General features: G+C 65.5%; 20 protein-coding genes. 1 reads left to right on the top strand and 19 read right to left on the bottom strand.

Features of this window, described 5'->3' with window-relative positions:
* Window positions 1–51: 51 nt before the first annotated feature.
* The 9 genes from VRZ08_RS10125 to VRZ08_RS10085 form a co-directional block, all read right to left on the bottom strand.
* Window positions 52–1,035, bottom strand: a complete 984-nt coding sequence (locus VRZ08_RS10125; RefSeq protein WP_263990809.1) for a protein TolA — start codon at window positions 1,033–1,035, stop codon at window positions 52–54.
* 50 nt (window positions 1,036–1,085) lie between these two features.
* A complete protein-coding gene (locus VRZ08_RS10120) occupies window positions 1,086–1,556 on the bottom strand; it encodes a biopolymer transporter ExbD (protein WP_011156682.1) in 471 nt (156 codons plus the stop codon).
* Between the two features lie 34 nt (window positions 1,557–1,590).
* Window positions 1,591–2,301, bottom strand: a complete 711-nt coding sequence (gene tolQ / locus VRZ08_RS10115) for a protein TolQ (protein ID WP_107343274.1) — start codon at window positions 2,299–2,301, stop codon at window positions 1,591–1,593.
* Window positions 2,302–2,607: 306 nt separating this feature from the next.
* Window positions 2,608–3,513 carry a sigma-70 family RNA polymerase sigma factor gene (locus VRZ08_RS10110; protein WP_408017891.1) on the bottom strand — a complete coding sequence of 302 codons (906 nt, stop codon included), beginning with the start codon at window positions 3,511–3,513 and terminating at the stop codon, window positions 2,608–2,610.
* On the bottom strand, window positions 3,497–3,964 hold the full coding sequence (locus VRZ08_RS10105) for a carboxymuconolactone decarboxylase family protein (protein ID WP_414532462.1): 468 nt from the start codon (window positions 3,962–3,964) through the stop codon (window positions 3,497–3,499). Before VRZ08_RS10105 ends, VRZ08_RS10110 begins: the two co-directional genes overlap by 17 nt.
* 149 nt (window positions 3,965–4,113) lie before the next feature.
* Window positions 4,114–4,581 carry a DUF2852 domain-containing protein gene (locus VRZ08_RS10100; protein ID WP_107357410.1) on the bottom strand — a complete coding sequence of 156 codons (468 nt, stop codon included), beginning with the start codon at window positions 4,579–4,581 and terminating at the stop codon, window positions 4,114–4,116.
* Between the two features lie 142 nt (window positions 4,582–4,723).
* Window positions 4,724–5,428 (bottom strand): TetR/AcrR family transcriptional regulator, encoded by a 705-nt coding sequence (locus VRZ08_RS10095; RefSeq protein ID WP_263990806.1) that lies wholly within the window; start codon window positions 5,426–5,428, stop codon window positions 4,724–4,726.
* Window positions 5,429–5,551: 123 nt separating this feature from the next.
* The gene (locus tag VRZ08_RS10090; protein WP_414532461.1) at window positions 5,552–5,968 is read right to left on the bottom strand and encodes a YciI family protein; all 417 of its coding nucleotides are present in this window, start codon (window positions 5,966–5,968) and stop codon (window positions 5,552–5,554) included.
* Between the two features lie 507 nt (window positions 5,969–6,475).
* On the bottom strand, window positions 6,476–6,652 hold the full coding sequence (locus tag VRZ08_RS10085; RefSeq protein WP_107343270.1) for a DUF2934 domain-containing protein: 177 nt from the start codon (window positions 6,650–6,652) through the stop codon (window positions 6,476–6,478).
* Between the two features lie 210 nt (window positions 6,653–6,862).
* Between VRZ08_RS10085 and VRZ08_RS10080 the strand changes: the two genes are divergently transcribed.
* Window positions 6,863–7,651 carry an SDR family NAD(P)-dependent oxidoreductase gene (locus VRZ08_RS10080; RefSeq protein WP_414532460.1) on the top strand — a complete coding sequence of 263 codons (789 nt, stop codon included), beginning with the start codon at window positions 6,863–6,865 and terminating at the stop codon, window positions 7,649–7,651.
* A gap of 20 nt (window positions 7,652–7,671) precedes the next feature.
* Here the strand turns inward: VRZ08_RS10080 and VRZ08_RS10075 are convergent, their stop codons facing one another.
* The 10 genes from VRZ08_RS10075 to ruvA all read right to left on the bottom strand — a co-directional run bounded on the left by VRZ08_RS10075 (window position 7,672) and on the right by ruvA (window position 16,044).
* Entirely contained in the window at window positions 7,672–8,940 is a 1,269-nt protein-coding gene (locus tag VRZ08_RS10075; RefSeq protein ID WP_414532459.1) for an RNA polymerase sigma factor, read from the bottom strand.
* 2 nt (window positions 8,941–8,942) lie between these two features.
* Window positions 8,943–9,308 carry a YciI family protein gene (locus tag VRZ08_RS10070; RefSeq protein WP_414532458.1) on the bottom strand — a complete coding sequence of 122 codons (366 nt, stop codon included), beginning with the start codon at window positions 9,306–9,308 and terminating at the stop codon, window positions 8,943–8,945.
* A gap of 211 nt (window positions 9,309–9,519) precedes the next feature.
* Window positions 9,520–10,065 (bottom strand): TetR/AcrR family transcriptional regulator, encoded by a 546-nt coding sequence (locus VRZ08_RS10065; protein ID WP_414532457.1) that lies wholly within the window; start codon window positions 10,063–10,065, stop codon window positions 9,520–9,522.
* A gap of 18 nt (window positions 10,066–10,083) precedes the next feature.
* Window positions 10,084–10,551: a DUF1348 family protein gene (locus VRZ08_RS10060; protein ID WP_414532456.1), complete on the bottom strand. Its 468-nt coding sequence runs from the start codon at window positions 10,549–10,551 to the stop codon at window positions 10,084–10,086.
* Window positions 10,552–10,608: 57 nt separating this feature from the next.
* Window positions 10,609–11,817, bottom strand: a complete 1,209-nt coding sequence (locus tag VRZ08_RS10055) for an OpgC domain-containing protein (RefSeq protein WP_413776052.1) — start codon at window positions 11,815–11,817, stop codon at window positions 10,609–10,611.
* Between the two features lie 146 nt (window positions 11,818–11,963).
* Window positions 11,964–13,274, bottom strand: a complete 1,311-nt coding sequence (locus tag VRZ08_RS10050) for an NAD(P)/FAD-dependent oxidoreductase (RefSeq protein ID WP_263990799.1) — start codon at window positions 13,272–13,274, stop codon at window positions 11,964–11,966.
* 99 nt (window positions 13,275–13,373) lie between these two features.
* Entirely contained in the window at window positions 13,374–13,838 is a 465-nt protein-coding gene (gene ybgC / locus VRZ08_RS10045) for a tol-pal system-associated acyl-CoA thioesterase (protein ID WP_414532455.1), read from the bottom strand.
* A gap of 7 nt (window positions 13,839–13,845) precedes the next feature.
* Window positions 13,846–14,895 carry a Holliday junction branch migration DNA helicase RuvB gene (ruvB, locus tag VRZ08_RS10040; RefSeq protein WP_414532454.1) on the bottom strand — a complete coding sequence of 350 codons (1,050 nt, stop codon included), beginning with the start codon at window positions 14,893–14,895 and terminating at the stop codon, window positions 13,846–13,848.
* A 109-nt stretch (window positions 14,896–15,004) separates the two neighbouring features.
* Window positions 15,005–15,430, bottom strand: coding sequence for a cytidine deaminase (locus tag VRZ08_RS10035; RefSeq protein ID WP_414532453.1), 426 nt, complete (start codon window positions 15,428–15,430; stop codon window positions 15,005–15,007).
* Window positions 15,427–16,044 (bottom strand): Holliday junction branch migration protein RuvA, encoded by a 618-nt coding sequence (ruvA, locus tag VRZ08_RS10030; RefSeq protein ID WP_107354477.1) that lies wholly within the window; start codon window positions 16,042–16,044, stop codon window positions 15,427–15,429. The genes VRZ08_RS10035 and ruvA overlap by 4 nt, the downstream gene beginning before the upstream one ends.
* Window positions 16,045–16,078 lie beyond the last annotated feature (34 nt).

Here is a 16,078-nt window from a genome sequence, read left to right as displayed (position 1 = left end):
GTCAGGTGATCCGCGCCGGGCGGCGCGAGCAATGGTGAGCAGAGGTTCGCATTACGGACGTCGATCGGTGAACACGGGCGCGAAGAACTTCCATTCGTCGAAGAACTGCGCCGGCAGATTGTACGGCTGGCATTCGATGATCGCGCGCAGCGCACTCTCCTGATACACGCGCAAATACGGCGTCGCCGGATGGCCTTCCGGCTGTGGCAGAGTTTCGAGCGTGCCGTCGCGCTTCAAGCGGATCACGAAAGACGCCTCGGCGCGCTGCGCTTCGATGCCGCCATACGGCTTCTTCCAGCAGCGCTCGACCTGCGACTGGAACATCGCGCCCCAGGTCGCCGAGTTGTCGGCGGACTTGCCTTTCGACAACCCGAGCGCCGCGTTGGAGTTCAACACGTCGCCGGTGACCGCGTTGCGGGTCGGGTCGCGCTTGTCGAGCAGCGCCGCGATCTTCGACTGGTCGAACACCCGCTCTGCCTTCGGCTTGGTCGGCTCCGGCGGCTTGGCGGCGGTCTCGGTCGGCTTCGGCGGCGGCTTTTTCTTCTCTTCCTTCTTCAGCGCCTCGGCGATCGGATCGACCTTCGGCTCCGGTTTCTTTTCCGCTTCCTTGGCCTCTTCCTTCGCCGGCTCCGGCTTCTTTTCCGCCTTCTTGGGCTCTTCCTTCTTCGGCTCTTCCTTCACCACCGGCTTCGGCGGATCAGGCTTCTTCTCGACCGGCTTTTCTTCCGGCTTCGGCTTGGGCTGGGGCGGCGGCGAGGTGTCGGTGACGACAGGCGCCTTCTCGCTGATCTTGCCGACGGTGTCGTCGACCTGCTTGGCCTCGGCGACCTTCTCGACCAGCGGCTTGGGATTTTCCTTCTTGCCGGTGCGCATGCCGGCCATCACTTTGGCGAGCTGATCTTCGGAGATGGTATCGACCGCAACCGAATCCTGCGGCTCGAGCTCGAAAGCCTTGGAGGTGAAAGACAGCATGGCCCAGCCGAGCACGAGGACGTGCAACGCCACCGACGCAGCCCATGTCTTGTCGATCTTCACCTTCAGAATTCCTGCTCCACCTTCGCGGCCGACGCCGGCGCGGTGCCGGCTCAACTCCCCTGTTCGGGAACGATGACGATGTTTGCCTTGAAGCCGGCGGTCCGGATATTGCCGAGCAGCTTCATCATGTCCGTGTAGCAGACGTCCTTGTCGCCCCGCAGATACACCACGTTGTCGGTTTCCGACCGGGTCTCGCGGATCGCCTTCATCTTGGCTTCGAGCTCGGACGCTGCGATCGGGCTATCACCCAAATACAGCTCGACCTGAGAGTTGCAGGTGCCGCCGGTGCGCTTGACCGACAGGGTCAGCGGCGGCGAGTTCGACTGGATCTGATTGCCACCACGGGCGACCGGCAGATCGATGTCGATCGAGGTGGTGAGCAACGGCGCCGCGACCATGAAGATGATCAGCAGCACCAGCATCACGTCGACCATCGGGGTGACGTTAATTTCCGCCATCACCGGGCGCCGCCCGCCGCGACGCCGGCCGCCTCCGCCGCCAGTGGCTACGTTCATTCCCATGATCGAATGCCCGCTGTGCTCACCTGGCCTCCGTTCACGTGCGCTCGTCGATCTGCCGCGACAGGATTGCCGAGAACTCGTCGGCGAAGCCTTCCAGCCGCTGCGTCTGCCGGTTCACTTCCGACGTGAACTTATTGTAGAAAATTGTCGCCGGAATTGCGGCGATCAGGCCGATCGCAGTGGCGAACAGCGCCTCGGCGATACCGGGCGCGACCACCGCCAGCGAGGTGTTCTTCGACGCGGCGATCGACTGGAAGCTCGACATGATGCCCCAGACGGTGCCGAACAGACCGACGAACGGGCCGGCCGAGCCGACCGTCGCCAGCACCAGCAGTCGGCGCTCCAGCCGTTCGACCTCGCGGGCGATCGAGACGTTCATCACCTTCTCGATCCGCATCTGCAGGCCGGCGAACGAGCGCGAATGGCTTTCGAACGATCGCTTCCACTCGCGCATCGCTGCGACGAAACACGCCGCCATCGAATGCGTCGGCTTGGCCGACAGCGCGCGGTATAGTTCGTCGATCGACTCGCCGGACCAGAACGCCTGCTCGAAGCGATCCATCGCGCGCTTAGTGCGCGAGAACAGCAGCAGCTTGTCGATCGCGATCGCCCAGACCCAGATCGAACAGCCGAGCAGACCCAGCATGATCGACTTCACGACCCAGTGTGCGTGCCAGAACAACGACAGCAGCGACACGTCGGTCGAGACCGCCGGAGCAAGCTGTGTCACGTCGGCCGGGTTCATCGTCGCAATCCTCTCACACGTTTCGGCATCAGCCGATTCCGCCAAAGGCTCCGGCTGTCCGCGGCCACGCGCCGCGATCTGGCCCAAGCGCCACCGTGGGAGCCTTCAGTTGTCGCAGGGGATGGCCTGTCCGAAGCCGGCCCCTCAATCCCCTGTCAACGTGTCAAAACAAGGGCTGATGCCGCATTTTGACGTCCCTCACCAAACCCTCATCAGGGTTAATAAGGGGTTACTATAACAGGGAAAATACCAGTGATCGGGAGCCGGGCGGCGGCTGGCGGGCCGAAGCGGGACGGCCGGATGCGGTCAGTGCAGACCGCCAGAGGGCGGCCCTAGGACCAGATGTCGGAGCTTCTCTGGGTTCCGAACAACATAGATTGCGACGATCCGACCGCCTGAGATTTCGAGCGCCGTGGTCTGGATCAGGCCGTCCGGCTCCCGCGAGACAAAGCCAGGCAGGCCGTCGATCACCCGGACGGCCAGCAGCGAACTCGCCCCCGCAGCTGTCTTGCGCGCGATGCCCTCCAGCAGGCGCATCACCCGATCGTGGCCGCGCACCGGATTGAGTGCGGCCGGCCGCTTGCCGCCGCCATCGCTGACGAACACCACCTCGTCCGCGAGTAAGGACGTCAGCGCGCCAAGATCGCCGCTCCGCGAGGCCTGGAAGAACGCCGCAGCGATCGCCTGCCCCTGCTCTGCCGAGACGGGAAAGCGCGGCCGCTCGGAACGGACATGCGCCCTCGCTCGCGCGGCAAGCTGGCGGCAGGCGGCCGCGTCACGTCCGAGCGTCGTCGCGATCTCATCGAAGCCGACACCGAACACGTCGTGCAGCAGGAACGCGGCCCGCTCCAATGGCGACAGCCGCTCGAGCGCCAGCATCAAAGTGAGGGTGATATCGTCGCCATCAGGCTCAGGCTCCGGGGCAATGATCGGCTCCGGCAGCCACGGGCCTACATAAGTTTCGCGCCGCTGCCGCGCCGACTTCAGCACGTCGAGACATAGTCGGGTGACGGTGCGTGTGAGAAAGCCAGCTGCGTCACGGACCTCGCTGCGATCGGCCCGGTGCCAACGCAAGTAAGCATCCTGCACCACGTCTTCGGCTTCGCTGATCGAGCCGAGCATCCGATAGGCGACGCGCAACAGCCGCGGCCGCAGCGGCGCGAAGCTCGCTGCGGCATCTTCGGATGGTGCTGGATCAGGAGGCCTTGGCATGCGCCGCGGCCGGGGTCGGATGCAGCATCCGGAAGCCGATCGCAAACCTGTTCCAGGTGTTGATCGCACCGATCAGCAACGTCAGATTGACCTGCTCGGCGTCGTTGAAATGCGACTTCACGGCCGCGTAGTCCTGATCCGGCGCCTGGGTTTGCGCCACCAGTGTCAGCGCTTCGGTCCAGCCGAGCGCGGCGCGCTCGCGATCGGTGTAGAGCGGCGATTCCCGCCAGGCGTTGAGCAGATACAGCCGCTGCTCGGTCTCGCCACGGGCGCGGGCGTCCTTGCTATGCATGTCGAGGCAGAACGCACAGCCGTTGATCTGCGAGGCGCGCATCTTGACCAGTTCGATCAAGCTGGATTCGAGGCCGCTGCCCTGGATGTACTTCTCCAGCGCGACCATCGCCTTGTAGGCGTCGGGCGCGGCAGTGGCGGGGTTGAGGCGCGGTGTCATGTTCGTCTCCCTTGGTTGACGAGCATAGGACGAGACAGCGGCGCGCGGTGTGACATTGCCGCGAGCGAAATCGCGACAAAAAAGAAGCCGCCCGCCTGGGGGCTCAGGCGGGCGGCGGTTGGCGCTGGAGGGTCAGATCAGGGCGCTGATCAGCCCTGCGCCGAATTGTCGGGGGACGGGTTCGGCTTGGTCCGATGCTGGGCCATGAAGGCGTCGAACTCTTCCTTGTCCTTGGCGTGGCGCAGGCGATCGAGGAATTCCTTGAACTGGACCTGCTCCTCTTCGAGCCGGCGCAGCGTCTCCATCCGATACTCATCGAAGGCGCGGTTGCCGCTCGACGGCGGGCCGAAGCCGAAGCCGCCGCGATCCATGCGGTTGCGCATCCGCTCCATCTTCCACTGCATCCGCTCCATTTTGTTGGCGAAGCGATCGCGATCCCAGCAACCCATGTTTCTGCTCCAGAGTGTGTAGAAGAGAAGTGCAAGGCCGATCGGCCACCAGACGATGAAGCCGGCGACCGTCAGCAGGATCCAGCCCGGATGCCAGGACGGCCGAAGCATCGGCTGATAGCGCGGCTCGGTCGGGCCCCATCGATTGTAGTCAGCGGCGTTGGCCATTTGCTTCTCCATCGGCTCGGTGCCGTTGTGAATGTAAATAACATTTACATACTTGGAGCATTCCAGCAGTTTGTCAAGCAACAGCGGTCGGAGGTTTGGCGGATTTTTCGCCGCAGGGCTCACCTTGCGGTGAGTACGGCCCTCAGGCGGTGGGGCCCCAGGGGCCGGACCGCTTTGGTTCTGCAGGCTTTTCAGCAGCCGCGGCGGAGTCGGTCGAGAACCCGAGCCCTCGCAGATAGATCAGCACGCCGGCCTCGAGCAGGTCTTCGGCAGCCATCGGCAGCTTGCGGCGGGCACCATCACCCCGACCGAATAGCGAGGCGATGCCGTGCGACATCGACCAGATGTGCAGCGCCATCATCAGCGCCGGCGGCCGGGTGACGCCCGGCGGGGTCAGCGCCGCCAGCCGTTCGGCGGCGGCGCGGATCACGTTGAAGGCGCGCTCCGAGGCGGTCAGCAGCATCGGATTGACGTCGATCGGAACGCCGGATTCGAACATCGCCGAGTAATAAGCCGGTTCGTTGCGGGCGAACGCCAGATAGGCCCGCCCGACCCGCATGAACGCTGTGACGGTGTCGGGACGACCGTCATCCCAGGCTTTCGCCAGCACCTGCTCGAACAGCTCGAAGCCACGCTGGGCAATGTTCGACAGCAATTCGTCGCGGTCGCGGAAGTGCCGATACGGCGCCGCCGGGCTGACGCCGGCCATCCGCGCGGCATCGGCGAAGGTAAAGCCGCCGGGGCCCTTCTCCGCGATCAGCCCGAGCGCCGCCTGCAGCAGCGCCTCCTTCAGATTGCCGTGATGATAGCCGCGCTCGGCGCGGCCCTGTTCCTTGCGCCAGCTCATGTGAAGGGGTCTTACATGAGGGCGGTGTAAAGGTCACTAACCCAGTTGCCCGGGTGGGAGCGAAGCGCCGCCAATGGCAGGCCCAGCGGCGGATCGATCAACCCGCCGCCACGAGGTGCGGCCTCAACGCCGCGCGGCCGCCTGCATGGCTTCGAAGCCGGCGGCTTCCGCCTGCACGTCGGCCGGGAAATCGGCCATCTCCTGCACTTGCCGAATTTCGATGATCTCGTTCGGTCCGGCCGGGCAGCGCGTCGCCCAGGCGATCGCCTCCTCCCGCGACGCAACTTCGATCATCCAGTAGCCGCCGAGAACTTCCTTGACCTCGGCGAACGGGCCGTCGGTCACGACCGGTTTGCCGGTTTCAAAGCTGACGCGAGCGCCCATTGAGGGCGGATGCAGACCGTCGCAAGTAATGAGTGCTCCCGACTGCTGCAGCGCTTCGTTGTACTTCATCATCGCGGCGACGGCGGCGGCATCCGGCATCACGCCCGGCTGCGCCGCCTCGTACCCCTTCGGGATCATCAGCATCATGAAACGCATCATCACTCTCCCTGCTCGATTGGATTGGCAGCTTGAAGACGATCGGTAACACTACGCGCCGACATGCGATGCGAAAGATTTGCAGTGCAGCGCACGTCAGCGCACCAAACCGCCGACAAATTGCCGCCGCATTGAGCCACCAGCCTGTCGAACGTCACTATTCGCAGAGTGGGGACTCTAAGTGCGAATGGTCGTCGCGGGGTGTTCAGCGTATCTCATCAACGATCAGGTCTGGCGCATCGTCGCCGGGCTGTGCCTGCGCGGTGCAGGTCCATCTCCGATCGTGATGCCCGCGGGCCGCAGCAACGGCTCTGCAGACTGGGGAGAGAACCGCATGAACGACGCTACCAAACTCGCTGCTTCGCGGGCGATGGCTCATCTGCTCGCCGCCGCAGCGCTGCTGACGATCGCCGGCGTGGTGTTCTACGTGCGTTGACGCAACGCGAGGTGCCGACAAACGAAGCGCCGCCGGCACAACAACCGGGCGGCGCTTCGGAGTCGTCAAGATCAGCTGTTGGTCGTGATGCTGGGGTCCGACTTCAACCGATCGTAGGTTTCTTTCTCACCGCGGACTTCCTGCTCCGCCTGCAGCCAAAATTCGTCGCTGCGCCCCTCCGGCTGGCCCTGGGCCTCCCACAGCTCACGCGCGCGATGGCGGATCCGCTCTTCGAGTTCGTCTTGCATACAAAACCTCCCAAACCTCAAAGGCGGTGTCGTGCCCGCCTGGACGCGAAGTTGTATTTCAGTTCGATGTAAACCAGATGTCGTCGACTTGTTCCCAAGCGCGATCGGCCGCGACGGCGCGCCACGCTGGACAGCGATGGCACGGCGCTGGCATGTGAAGCCTCGACCTTCCACGTCTGACCTCCCCGCTTTCGTATGATTGGAACGCCCATGACCGCATCCTCGCCCCACGTCGCGCTGGTGACCGGAGCCGCTCGCGGCATTGGACTCGCTGCAGCCAAGCGCTTTCTCGCCGACGGCTGGTCGGTGGCGCTGCTCGACCGCGACGATGACGAGCTGCGCGGCGCGATGCAGGCGCTGGCCCTGCCCGAGCGCACCATCGCGCTGCATTGTGACGTTGCCGATCGCCAGTCGGTGGCGCGCGATATCGCGGCGGTCACCGAGCGGTTTGGCCGCCTCGATGCGCTAGTCAACAACGCCGGGATCGCGGTGTTCAAGCCGCTGATGGAGACGACCCCGGACGAATGGCAGCGGGTGATGGACGTGAATCTCACCGGTCCGTTCCTGATGACCCAGGCTGCGGTGCCGCTGATGCGCGACTCCGGCGGCGGCGCCATCGTCAACATCACGTCGATTTCATCGCTGCGCGCCTCGACATTGCGCGTCGCCTACGGATCGAGCAAAGCGGGGCTGGCCCACTTCACCAAGCAATGCGCGGTCGAACTTGCGGCGCTCGGCATCCGCGTCAACGGCGTCGCGCCCGGCCCGGTCGACACCGCAATGGCCAAACAGGTCCACACGCAGGACATCCGGTCGGACTATCGCGACGCGATTCCGATGGCGCGCTACGGCCTCGAGGAAGAACTGGCGGAGGCGATTTTCTTCCTGTGCAGCGATCGCTCCAGCTACATCACCGGGCAGATCCTGGCGGTCGACGGCGGCTTCGACGCCGCCGGCATCGGCCTGCCGTCGCTACGCGGCGAACGCAAGACCAGTTAGTCGTCGGGCCGACTCGAAGCCTACGCGCTCGCACGCCCCGCGGCTTCGCTCTCCTGCATCAGCCGATCGAGATGCATTCGGATGTGCGAGGCCTCGGCGGGAGTGCGGGCGAGCGCGATCGCCCGATCGAAGGCGACGCGGGCTTCATCACCGCGTCCCTGCTGCAGCAGCAGCGCACCCTTGGCACCGAAATAGTGAAAGTAGCTGCCGAGCCGCGCTTCGAGCGGCTCGATCATCGCCAGCGCCGCCTCCGGTCCGCGCAGCTTGGCCACCGCCACCGCGCGATTGAGCGTGATCACCGGTGATGGCTGCAGGATCTCAAGCGATCCGTACAACAGGTCAATTTGCGCCCAATCGGTGTCTTCGTAACGTGGCGCGCGGGCGTGCAGAGCCGCGATCGCGGCCTGGATCTGATACGCACCGGTGCGGCGGTGACGCATCGCCTTGTCGATCAGTGCCAGCCCCTCGGCGATCATGGTGGCATTCCACAGGCTGCGGTTCTGATCTTCCAGCAGCACGATCTCGCCGCCGGCATCGAACCGCGCCGGCGCTCGGGCATGCTGCAGCAGCATCAGCGCCGTCAGCCCCATGATCTCCGGCTCGGACGGAAATAGCCGAAGCAGCAGCCGCGCCAGCCGGATCGCCTCCTCGCACAGCGGCGCGCGAACCCCGGCGGTCTCGCCTGCGGCCGAATACCCCTCGTTGAAGACGAGGTAGATCATCGCCGCCACTGCGCCGAGGCGCTCGGCGCGCTCGACCGCGCCGGGGGTCTCGAACGGGACGCCGGCCCGCGCGACCTTGGCCTTGGCGCGGGTGATGCGCTGCTCCATCGCCGCATCGGACACCAGAAACGCCCGCGCGATCTGCGGCACCGTCAGTCCCGAGACGATGCGCAGCGCCAGCGCGATCTGCTGCGTCGGCGGCAGCTCCGGGTGACAGCAGATGAACAGCAGCCGCAGAATGTCGTCGCGATAATGCGAGCCGTCGAGCCGCTCGGCGAGCGCGTCCTCCGCATCATCGAGATCGGAAATCGCCGCGTCATCGGGAAGCGGCTGTTGCTTCTTGCCGCGGCGCAAATCGTCGATCGCAACATTGCGGCCGACCATGATCAGCCAAGCGGCAGCGTCACGCGGGGGCCCATTCTGCGGCCAGGATTTCAGCGCCCGCAGGCAGGCGTTCTGGAATGCCTCCTCGGCGGTGTCGAGATCGCGGAAGTAGCGCAGCAGCGCACCGATCGCCTGGGGCCGCGCGGCGGTGATCGCGGTCTCGATCCAGGCGAGATCGGTCATGGCTACGTGGTCCCCGGCATGAACAATCCGATCGGACGGATTTCATAAGCCCCACCCGGGTTGGCGCGGCCGAGATCGCGCGCGACGTCGAGCGCGCCATCGAGGTCGTCGCATTCGACCACGTAGAAGCCGAGCAATTGCTCCTTGGTCTCGGCGAACGGACCGTCGATCACCACCGGCGACTCCGAATCCTTGCGCAGCGTTGTCGCCGCCGTGGTCGGCAGCAGCCGCGCCACCGGCCCGAGCCGCCCAGCCTCGGCGAGCTTGCCGTGCACGGCCTTGAGCTTCTCCATCACGGCTGCATCTTCTTCGCGGCTCCAGGAGCCGACGAAATTCTCGTCATGATAGCAAAGGATGGCGTAGAGCATGGCGTGCGTCTCCCTCGGCTGTAAGACGATCATCGTCGTCCTTGGCCGACAGCATGGCGGAGAAGTTTGCGCCGACCAAGACGGCATCTCGGTTCCATTCAGCGGCACCGGTTGGGCCGTGCGCGGGGGTGAGGGCGTCGCAAGCCTGATTCAGCGCCTCGCTTAGCGGAGTGCCCTCCCGTTGCTCAGTGCGCAGGGAGAGAGGTGAAGACTACGCCAGCAGTCGTGCCTTCAATTCGGACAACGCACGGGTGAACACGGCCGCATCATTGCGTGCACGTGCCAGCACGAGAGCGCCCTGGATCGACAGCACCGCATCCTCGGCGCGGCGCCGGGCGGCGGCGGCCGAGAGGCCGCAGCGGCGCAGCGATGCCGCCAGCGCATCCTGCCAGCGGGCGAAATAATCGTTCACCGGCGCGGCGAACTCATCGCGCGCATGGCCGAGCGCAATCACCCCGACCAGACAGACGCGACGCCCGGAACGGAAATATTCGTCCACGCCCGAGAGCATCGCCGCGATGGCGGCGCCAGGATCGGCCGGATCACGCAACGGCGCGAAGATGTTGGCCTCGAACCAGCCGTCGATCTCGGCCAGCACCTCTTCGGCCATCTGCTTTTTGCCGCCGGGGAAGAAATGATACAGGCTGCCCTTGCCGAGCCCCGTCGCCTCCGTGATCAGCGCCAGCGACGCCCCCTCGTAGCCGTGGGTCCGAAATACTTCGCCGAGCAGCGGCAGCAGGGTGGCGCGGTCTTTCATGTCTCTCCCGACACGGTCTCAGAACGGCTCTGCGGCGAGCCCCGGCACATCGTCGGGACGCGGACCGGGGGCCGGCCAATGGAAGCGGCGGTCGCTCTCGCTGATCGCGACGTCGTTGATGCTGGCCTCGCGCCGCCGCATCAGCCCATCGTCGTCGAATTCCCACTGCTCGTTGCCATAGGAGCGATACCAAAGCCCGCTGTCATCGCGCCACTCGTATTGGAAGCGCACAGCGATGAACCGGCCGTCGAACGCCCAGAGGTCCTTGATCAACCGGTATTCGTGCTCCTTCGTCCATTTGCGGGTCAGGAATTCGACGATCGCGTCACGGCCTTGCAGAAACTCGGCGCGATTCCGCCAGCGGCTGTCGGGCGTATAGGCGAGCGATACCCGCGCGGGATCACGCGAATTCCAGGCATCTTCGGCCATCCGCACCTTCTGGACGGCGGTCTCGCGGGTGAACGGCGGCAACGGCGGACGCGACATGACGGCTTCTCCACTGCGAAAGGAACGCAGCGAGATTGTACCGATCGGTACAGAGAGTCAAGCACGCTCGGTCGTCGATGGCTCCGTTTCGGCGGCAGCAGTGTTGTGGGTGTGGTCTGCCCGCTCTTCGCCGGGGTGTTCGACCGGCACGGTAGGAGGAACCGTCACCAGCGTCGGCAGGGTCCGGTACCAGGTCGCAACCCAGGCCACGCCGGTCATCAGGCCGATGCCGCCGACGCTGACCAGGATCTGCATCGCGATGCTGCTCGACACCTGGACCAGGATCCAATGCGCCGTGAAAGCCAGGATCACACCGAAGCAGAACACCGGCAGCGAGCGCTGGCCGCACAGGATGATCGGGCGCAGATGCTCCGAGCGTAGCGCCGGCAAATCCGGCGGCAGCAGCTTTATGACGATCGCGAGCAGCGCCAGGAAGTGGATCAGCCGCACCGGCGCCAGACTGGTCTTGTCGATCGGGTAAAGGATCTTGCCGATCGATTCCGGCACCAAGCCGTAAAGCGCTTCGAAATTCCAAGACAGCGCGATCACCAGCGCGACCAGCACGATGGTCCAGCTCAGCAACTGATTGGGCAGAGACTTCACCCAGGGGCGGATCTGCGGGCCATTGCCGAACCCGCACCAGATGCCGAACACGAACAGGAACTGCCAGGCGAACGGGTTGAAGTACCAGTGCCCGTCCGGGAACGACGGCAAATTCCAGCCGAAGTGGCGGGACACGAAATACAGCAGGCCGGAGCACACCAGCGTCAGATGCGGCCGGCGCAGCAGGCCCCACAGGATCAGCGGCGCGGCAACCACCAGCACGATGTACAGCGGCAGCACGTCGAGATTGACCGGCTTGTACTTCAGCAGCAGCGCCTGCTGGATCATCACGTCGGGATTTTCGAGGAATTGCGCGACGTTGAACTCGTCCTTGTACATCGGATTGTCGAACCGACGCGCCGCGCGGGAGATCTGCGCGGTGAAGAACAAGAACAGGAAGATGTGCGCGACGTACAGCTGGGCCGCGCGGGTCCACAGCCGCTTGGTCGCCGCGACCATTTCGCCGGCACGCACCGCCGGCCCATAGGCGAACCCGATCGAATAGCCGGAAATGAAGACGAAGAACTCGGCCGCGTCACAGAAGCCGTAATTGCGCAGCGTGAACCAGTTGAGGAAATTGTACGGGATGTGATCGACAAAGATCATCCATTGGCCGACGCCGCGCAGGAAATCGAGCCGCAAATCGCGCTCGCCCTGCCCCATCAGCGGCACCTCGCGAGACTGCACTCCCCTGGTCACGCCTCGCCTCCCTGTGCGCCCGAATCAGCCATTACGCCGCCAATCTAACCGACGGCGGACGCACAGGCTGTCCGGGAGACACCGGGGCGACCCACAGGCCGCTGGGCAGGCTAATGCAGCTTCACTGTAGGCGTGGGGCGCGTCGAGCCGGACAGCACGCTGAGCAGCGTGCGACCGCGGCCGTACAGCGCCGCTTCGTGCATCTTGTACAGCGAGCGATACATGAAACGGGCGAAATAGCCCTCGATCAGGAAGCTCTTACCGACCAGCGACCCCATCAGATTGCCGACCGCCGAGTACTTGCCGAGCGACACCAGCGAGCCGAGATCGCGGTAGCGGAACTCGCCGAGCGGCTCGCCGTTCAGCCGCTTCTCGATCTGCTCCAGCATGAATTCGGCTTCCTGGTGAGCGGCCTGCGCTCGCGGCGGAACGCCGTTCTCGTAGCCTGGAATTGCGCAGGCGGCACAGTCGCCCATCCCGAACACATTGTCGTCGCGGGTGGTCTGCAGCGTCGGACGGACCACCAGCTGGTTGATGCGGTTGGTCTCCAGGCCGTCGATGCCTTCGAGGAAATCCGGCGCACGCACGCCAGCGGCCCACACCACCAGCTCCGACGGGATCACTTCGCCGTCGGCCAGACGGACCGCATGATCCAGCACTTCTGCCACGCGGGCGCCGGTGCGCACCTCGACGCCGAGATCGAGCAGCAGCTTGAGCGTCGCTTCCGAAATCCGCGGCGGCAGCGCCGGCAGAATGCGCGGCGCGGCTTCGATCAGCACGATCTTGAGATCGTGCTCCGGATCGATCTTGTCGAGGCCGTAGGCGATGATTTCGCGCGCGGTGTGATGCAGCTCGGCGGCGAGTTCGGTGCCGGTGGCGCCGGCACCGATGATCGCAACGTGCAACTGGCCGGGCTCGATCGGCGTGTGCTGATGCTGGGCGCGCAGGCAGGCATTGACCATCCGCTTATTGAATCGGGACGCCTGCTCCGGCGTCTCCAGCGGCACCGCGTGCTCACGGGCGCCGGGGGTGCCGAAATCGTTGGTGACGCTGCCGATCGCAATCACCAGCGTGTCGTAACCGAGCTCGCTCTCCGGATTGATCTCGCGGCCCTCGTCATCGATCACTGGGGCCAGCTTGATGACCTTGCGGTCGCGGTCGAGACCATTCATCTCGCCGAGGCGGTAGTGAAAGCCGTGCCAGTGCGCCTGGGCCAGATAGTTCAGCTCGTGCTGGGAGCGACGCAGCGAGCCGGCGGCGATCGCGTGCAGCAGTGGCTTCCAGATGTGGGTACGGCTGCGGTCGACCAAGGTGACGCGGACGGCGTCCGACTTGCCGTATTTGTTGCCGAGCGCGGTGGCGAGTTCCAGGCCACCGGCGCCGCCGCCGACGATAACAATCCTATGGGGCGTATCACTCATCAAGATGTCCGAGGGGTTCGAGCTTCCGGCTCGCCCCCTGTAACACCAAATTCCAGAGCGCCCTAGCTCGGGAAACAGGCAACGGCCGCCCCGGCGGGGTCAGGCGACGTCCGCCTTCATGGCGACCCGAAGCGGTATCGGGATAGGCCGCGCCCGGCCACCCGAGACGAATGCGACCTTGACCTTGGCCTCCATCAGCACGAGATCGCCGCGCTTGATCTGCTGCTGCATGGTGATCGACGCGCCGCGGACTTCGACCGGCCGGGTGATCACCTCGAGCAAGTCGTCCATCTTGGCCGACTTAAGGAAGTCGAGCTGCATCGACCGCACCACGAAGGCAAAGCCCGGGGTCTCGCTTTCGGCTTCCGCGAATAACTCGCTCTGCGCCGCCCCAAGCAGCCGCAGATAATTGGTCCGCCCCCGTTCCATGAAGCGCAGGTAGTTGGCGTGATAGACGATGCCGGAGAAGTCGGTGTCTTCGTAATAGACCCGGACGTGCATATGATGAGCACCATCGATGATGGCGCCGTCGAGGGAATGATGATGCAAGCGAACGTCGGTCATCGTTGAGCTACTCTTGGTCCCCGGCATCGCCAAACAACCCAAATTGCGCGGGATCGCGCGAGGGGGCGGCGAGGCCGAGGTGGCGGAAGGCGTGGTCGGTCAGCAGGCGACCGCGTGGGGTGCGCTGCAGGTAGCCGCACTGGATCAGATACGGCTCGATAATGTCCTCGATGGCGTCGCGAGGCTCGGACAGCGCCGCCGCCATCGTCTCGACGCCGACCGGGCCGCCGCCATAGTTGAGCGCAATCGTGGTGAGGTAGCGTCGATCCATCGCGTCGAGGCCGGCGCTATCGACCTCCAGCGCGCCGAGCGCATGGTCGGCGATGGCGCGGTCGATCGCTTCGGCGTCCGCAGCCGACGCAAAGTCGCGGACCCGGCGCAGCAGCCGGCCGGCGATCCGCGGCGTGCCGCGGGCGCGGCGGGCGATTTCGTTGGCGCCGTCAGCTGTGATCGGGGTGCCAAGCACGCGGGCGCCGCGGGTGACGATGCTCTCCAGTTCCTCGATCGTATAGAAATTCAGCCGGATCGGAATGCCGAAGCGATCGCGGAGCGGATTGGTGAGCAGGCCGGCGCGCGTGGTGGCGCCGACCAGGGTGAACTTCGACAGGTCGATCTTCACCGAGCGCGCGGCCGGCCCCTCGCCGATGATCAGGTCGAGCTGAAAATCCTCCATCGCCGGATACAGCACCTCCTCGACCGACGGGCTGAGGCGGTGGATCTCGTCGATGAACAGCACGTCGCGCTCTTCGAGATTGGTCAGCAAGGCTGCGAGATCGCCGGCCTTGGCGATCACCGGGCCCGACGTCGCGCGAAACCCGACGCCGAGCTCGCGCGCCACGATCTGCGCAAGCGTGGTCTTGCCGAGCCCCGGGGGACCTACGAACAGCACGTGGTCAAGCGCCTCTTTGCGCTTGCGCGCGGCGTCGATGAACACCTGCAAATTCGCGCGCGCCTGCTGCTGGCCGACGAACTCGGACAGATTCTGCGGCCGCAGCGCCGCATCGCCGAGGTCATCACCGCGGCGCTCGGGTGTGACGAGACGGGAAGGTTCAGTCATGACGGCAACGTAGCATGCGGCGAGCCAGGCACCTCTGCTCCCCTCCCCCTTGCGGGGAGGGGGCGCGCCGCGCAAGCGGAGAGAGTAGCGGCCAACACGGTCAGGGCACTCACAACACCCGCTCCCGGCTGTATTTGTTCGGCAGCAGATCGCTGATCCCGACGGCTTCGACACCATCCGGCCCAGGCACCAGCACACGGGCGTTACGGTCGTAGTCCCAGATCAGTTCGCGGCAGGCGCCGCAGGGCGAGACGACGCGGACTTCGCGGTCGGCCTCGTGCGGCTTGGGATGACGGACCGCCACGATGGTGTGGATCCCGGCTTCCCCAAGCTCGGTGATCACTTGGCCGAGCGCGACCGCTTCGGCGCATACCGCCATCCGACCGAGATACGCATCGAGATTGACCGCGACATAACGCTTGCCGGTGCGGGTCAGCAACGCGGCGCCGACCTCCTGCCAATCATTGCGATAGCGCGTGGTGATCGCCGCGATCGCGGCATCGATCAGCGCGCGGTCGGCGTCGGTGATACTCACTTCGACAGCTCCTTCAGGCCGAGCTTGATCAGCTGCGCCGTCTCGGCATCCTCACCGGCGGTGCGGGACGCTGCGGCGACGGCGGCGGCCGCCTGCGGCTGGCCATAGCCGAGATTAACGAGCGCCGAGATCGCATCCGCCACTGCGCGCGGCGCGCGATTGTCGTCGATCGCGCCGGAGAGTTTCACCACCGCCGGATCGACCGCACCGAGCGCCGGCACCTTGTCCTTCAGCTCGGTGACGATGCGCTCGGCGACCTTAGGTCCGACACCGGGGGTGCGCGCCACCGCGGCCTTGTCGCGCAGCGCAATCGCGTTGGCGAGATCGTTCGGCGGCAGCGTCGATAGCACCGCCAGCGCCACCTTGGCGCCGACGCTCTGCACGGTCTGCAGCAGGCGAAACCACTCGCGCTCGTGATCGGTGCGGAAGCCGAACAGCTTGATCTGATCTTCACGCACATAGGTTTCGATTGACAGCGTCGCCGCCTCCCCCGGCGATGGCAGCGCCTGCAGCGTGCGGCTGGCGCAGTGCACCTGATAGCCGACGCCCTGCACGTCGAGGATCACGTAATCCTCGCCGTAGCTGTCGATGATGCCCTTGAGCTTGCCGATCATGGGACGGCTCCGGGGCGCGGCGCCTCTTCCCCCC

Source organism: Rhodopseudomonas sp. G2_2311, from assembly GCF_047501505.1.
GTDB lineage: Bacteria > Pseudomonadota > Alphaproteobacteria > Rhizobiales > Xanthobacteraceae > Rhodopseudomonas > Rhodopseudomonas palustris_H.
This window is presented reverse-complemented; position numbering and strand designations above follow the sequence as displayed.

Bases quoted from the DNA above. Each gene is read 5' to 3' on its own strand.
- ruvA (WP_107354477.1), bottom strand. From the start codon at position 16,044: ATGATCGGCAAGCTCAAGGGCATCATCGACAGCTACGGCGAGGATTAC.
- VRZ08_RS10060 (WP_414532456.1), bottom strand. From the start codon at position 10,551: ATGTCGCGTCCGCCGTTGCCGCCGTTCACCCGCGAGACCGCCGTCCAG.
- VRZ08_RS10085 (WP_107343270.1), bottom strand. From the start codon at position 6,652: ATGCAAGACGAACTCGAAGAGCGGATCCGCCATCGCGCGCGTGAGCTG.
- VRZ08_RS10095 (WP_263990806.1), bottom strand. From the start codon at position 5,428: ATGAGCTGGCGCAAGGAACAGGGCCGCGCCGAGCGCGGCTATCATCAC.
- VRZ08_RS10075 (WP_414532459.1), bottom strand. From the start codon at position 8,940: ATGACCGATCTCGCCTGGATCGAGACCGCGATCACCGCCGCGCGGCCC.
- VRZ08_RS10110 (WP_408017891.1), bottom strand. From the start codon at position 3,513: ATGCCAAGGCCTCCTGATCCAGCACCATCCGAAGATGCCGCAGCGAGC.
- tolQ (WP_107343274.1), bottom strand. From the start codon at position 2,301: ATGAACCCGGCCGACGTGACACAGCTTGCTCCGGCGGTCTCGACCGAC.
- VRZ08_RS10080 (WP_414532460.1), top strand. From the start codon at position 6,863: ATGACCGCATCCTCGCCCCACGTCGCGCTGGTGACCGGAGCCGCTCGC.
- VRZ08_RS10100 (WP_107357410.1), bottom strand. From the start codon at position 4,581: ATGGCCAACGCCGCTGACTACAATCGATGGGGCCCGACCGAGCCGCGC.
- VRZ08_RS10065 (WP_414532457.1), bottom strand. From the start codon at position 10,065: ATGAAAGACCGCGCCACCCTGCTGCCGCTGCTCGGCGAAGTATTTCGG.
- ruvB (WP_414532454.1), bottom strand. From the start codon at position 14,895: ATGACTGAACCTTCCCGTCTCGTCACACCCGAGCGCCGCGGTGATGAC.
- VRZ08_RS10090 (WP_414532461.1), bottom strand. From the start codon at position 5,968: ATGCGTTTCATGATGCTGATGATCCCGAAGGGGTACGAGGCGGCGCAG.
- ybgC (WP_414532455.1), bottom strand. From the start codon at position 13,838: ATGACCGACGTTCGCTTGCATCATCATTCCCTCGACGGCGCCATCATC.
- VRZ08_RS10050 (WP_263990799.1), bottom strand. From the start codon at position 13,274: ATGAGTGATACGCCCCATAGGATTGTTATCGTCGGCGGCGGCGCCGGT.
- VRZ08_RS10055 (WP_413776052.1), bottom strand. From the start codon at position 11,817: ATGGGGCAGGGCGAGCGCGATTTGCGGCTCGATTTCCTGCGCGGCGTC.
- VRZ08_RS10105 (WP_414532462.1), bottom strand. From the start codon at position 3,964: ATGACACCGCGCCTCAACCCCGCCACTGCCGCGCCCGACGCCTACAAG.
- VRZ08_RS10120 (WP_011156682.1), bottom strand. From the start codon at position 1,556: ATGGGAATGAACGTAGCCACTGGCGGCGGAGGCGGCCGGCGTCGCGGC.
- VRZ08_RS10070 (WP_414532458.1), bottom strand. From the start codon at position 9,308: ATGCTCTACGCCATCCTTTGCTATCATGACGAGAATTTCGTCGGCTCC.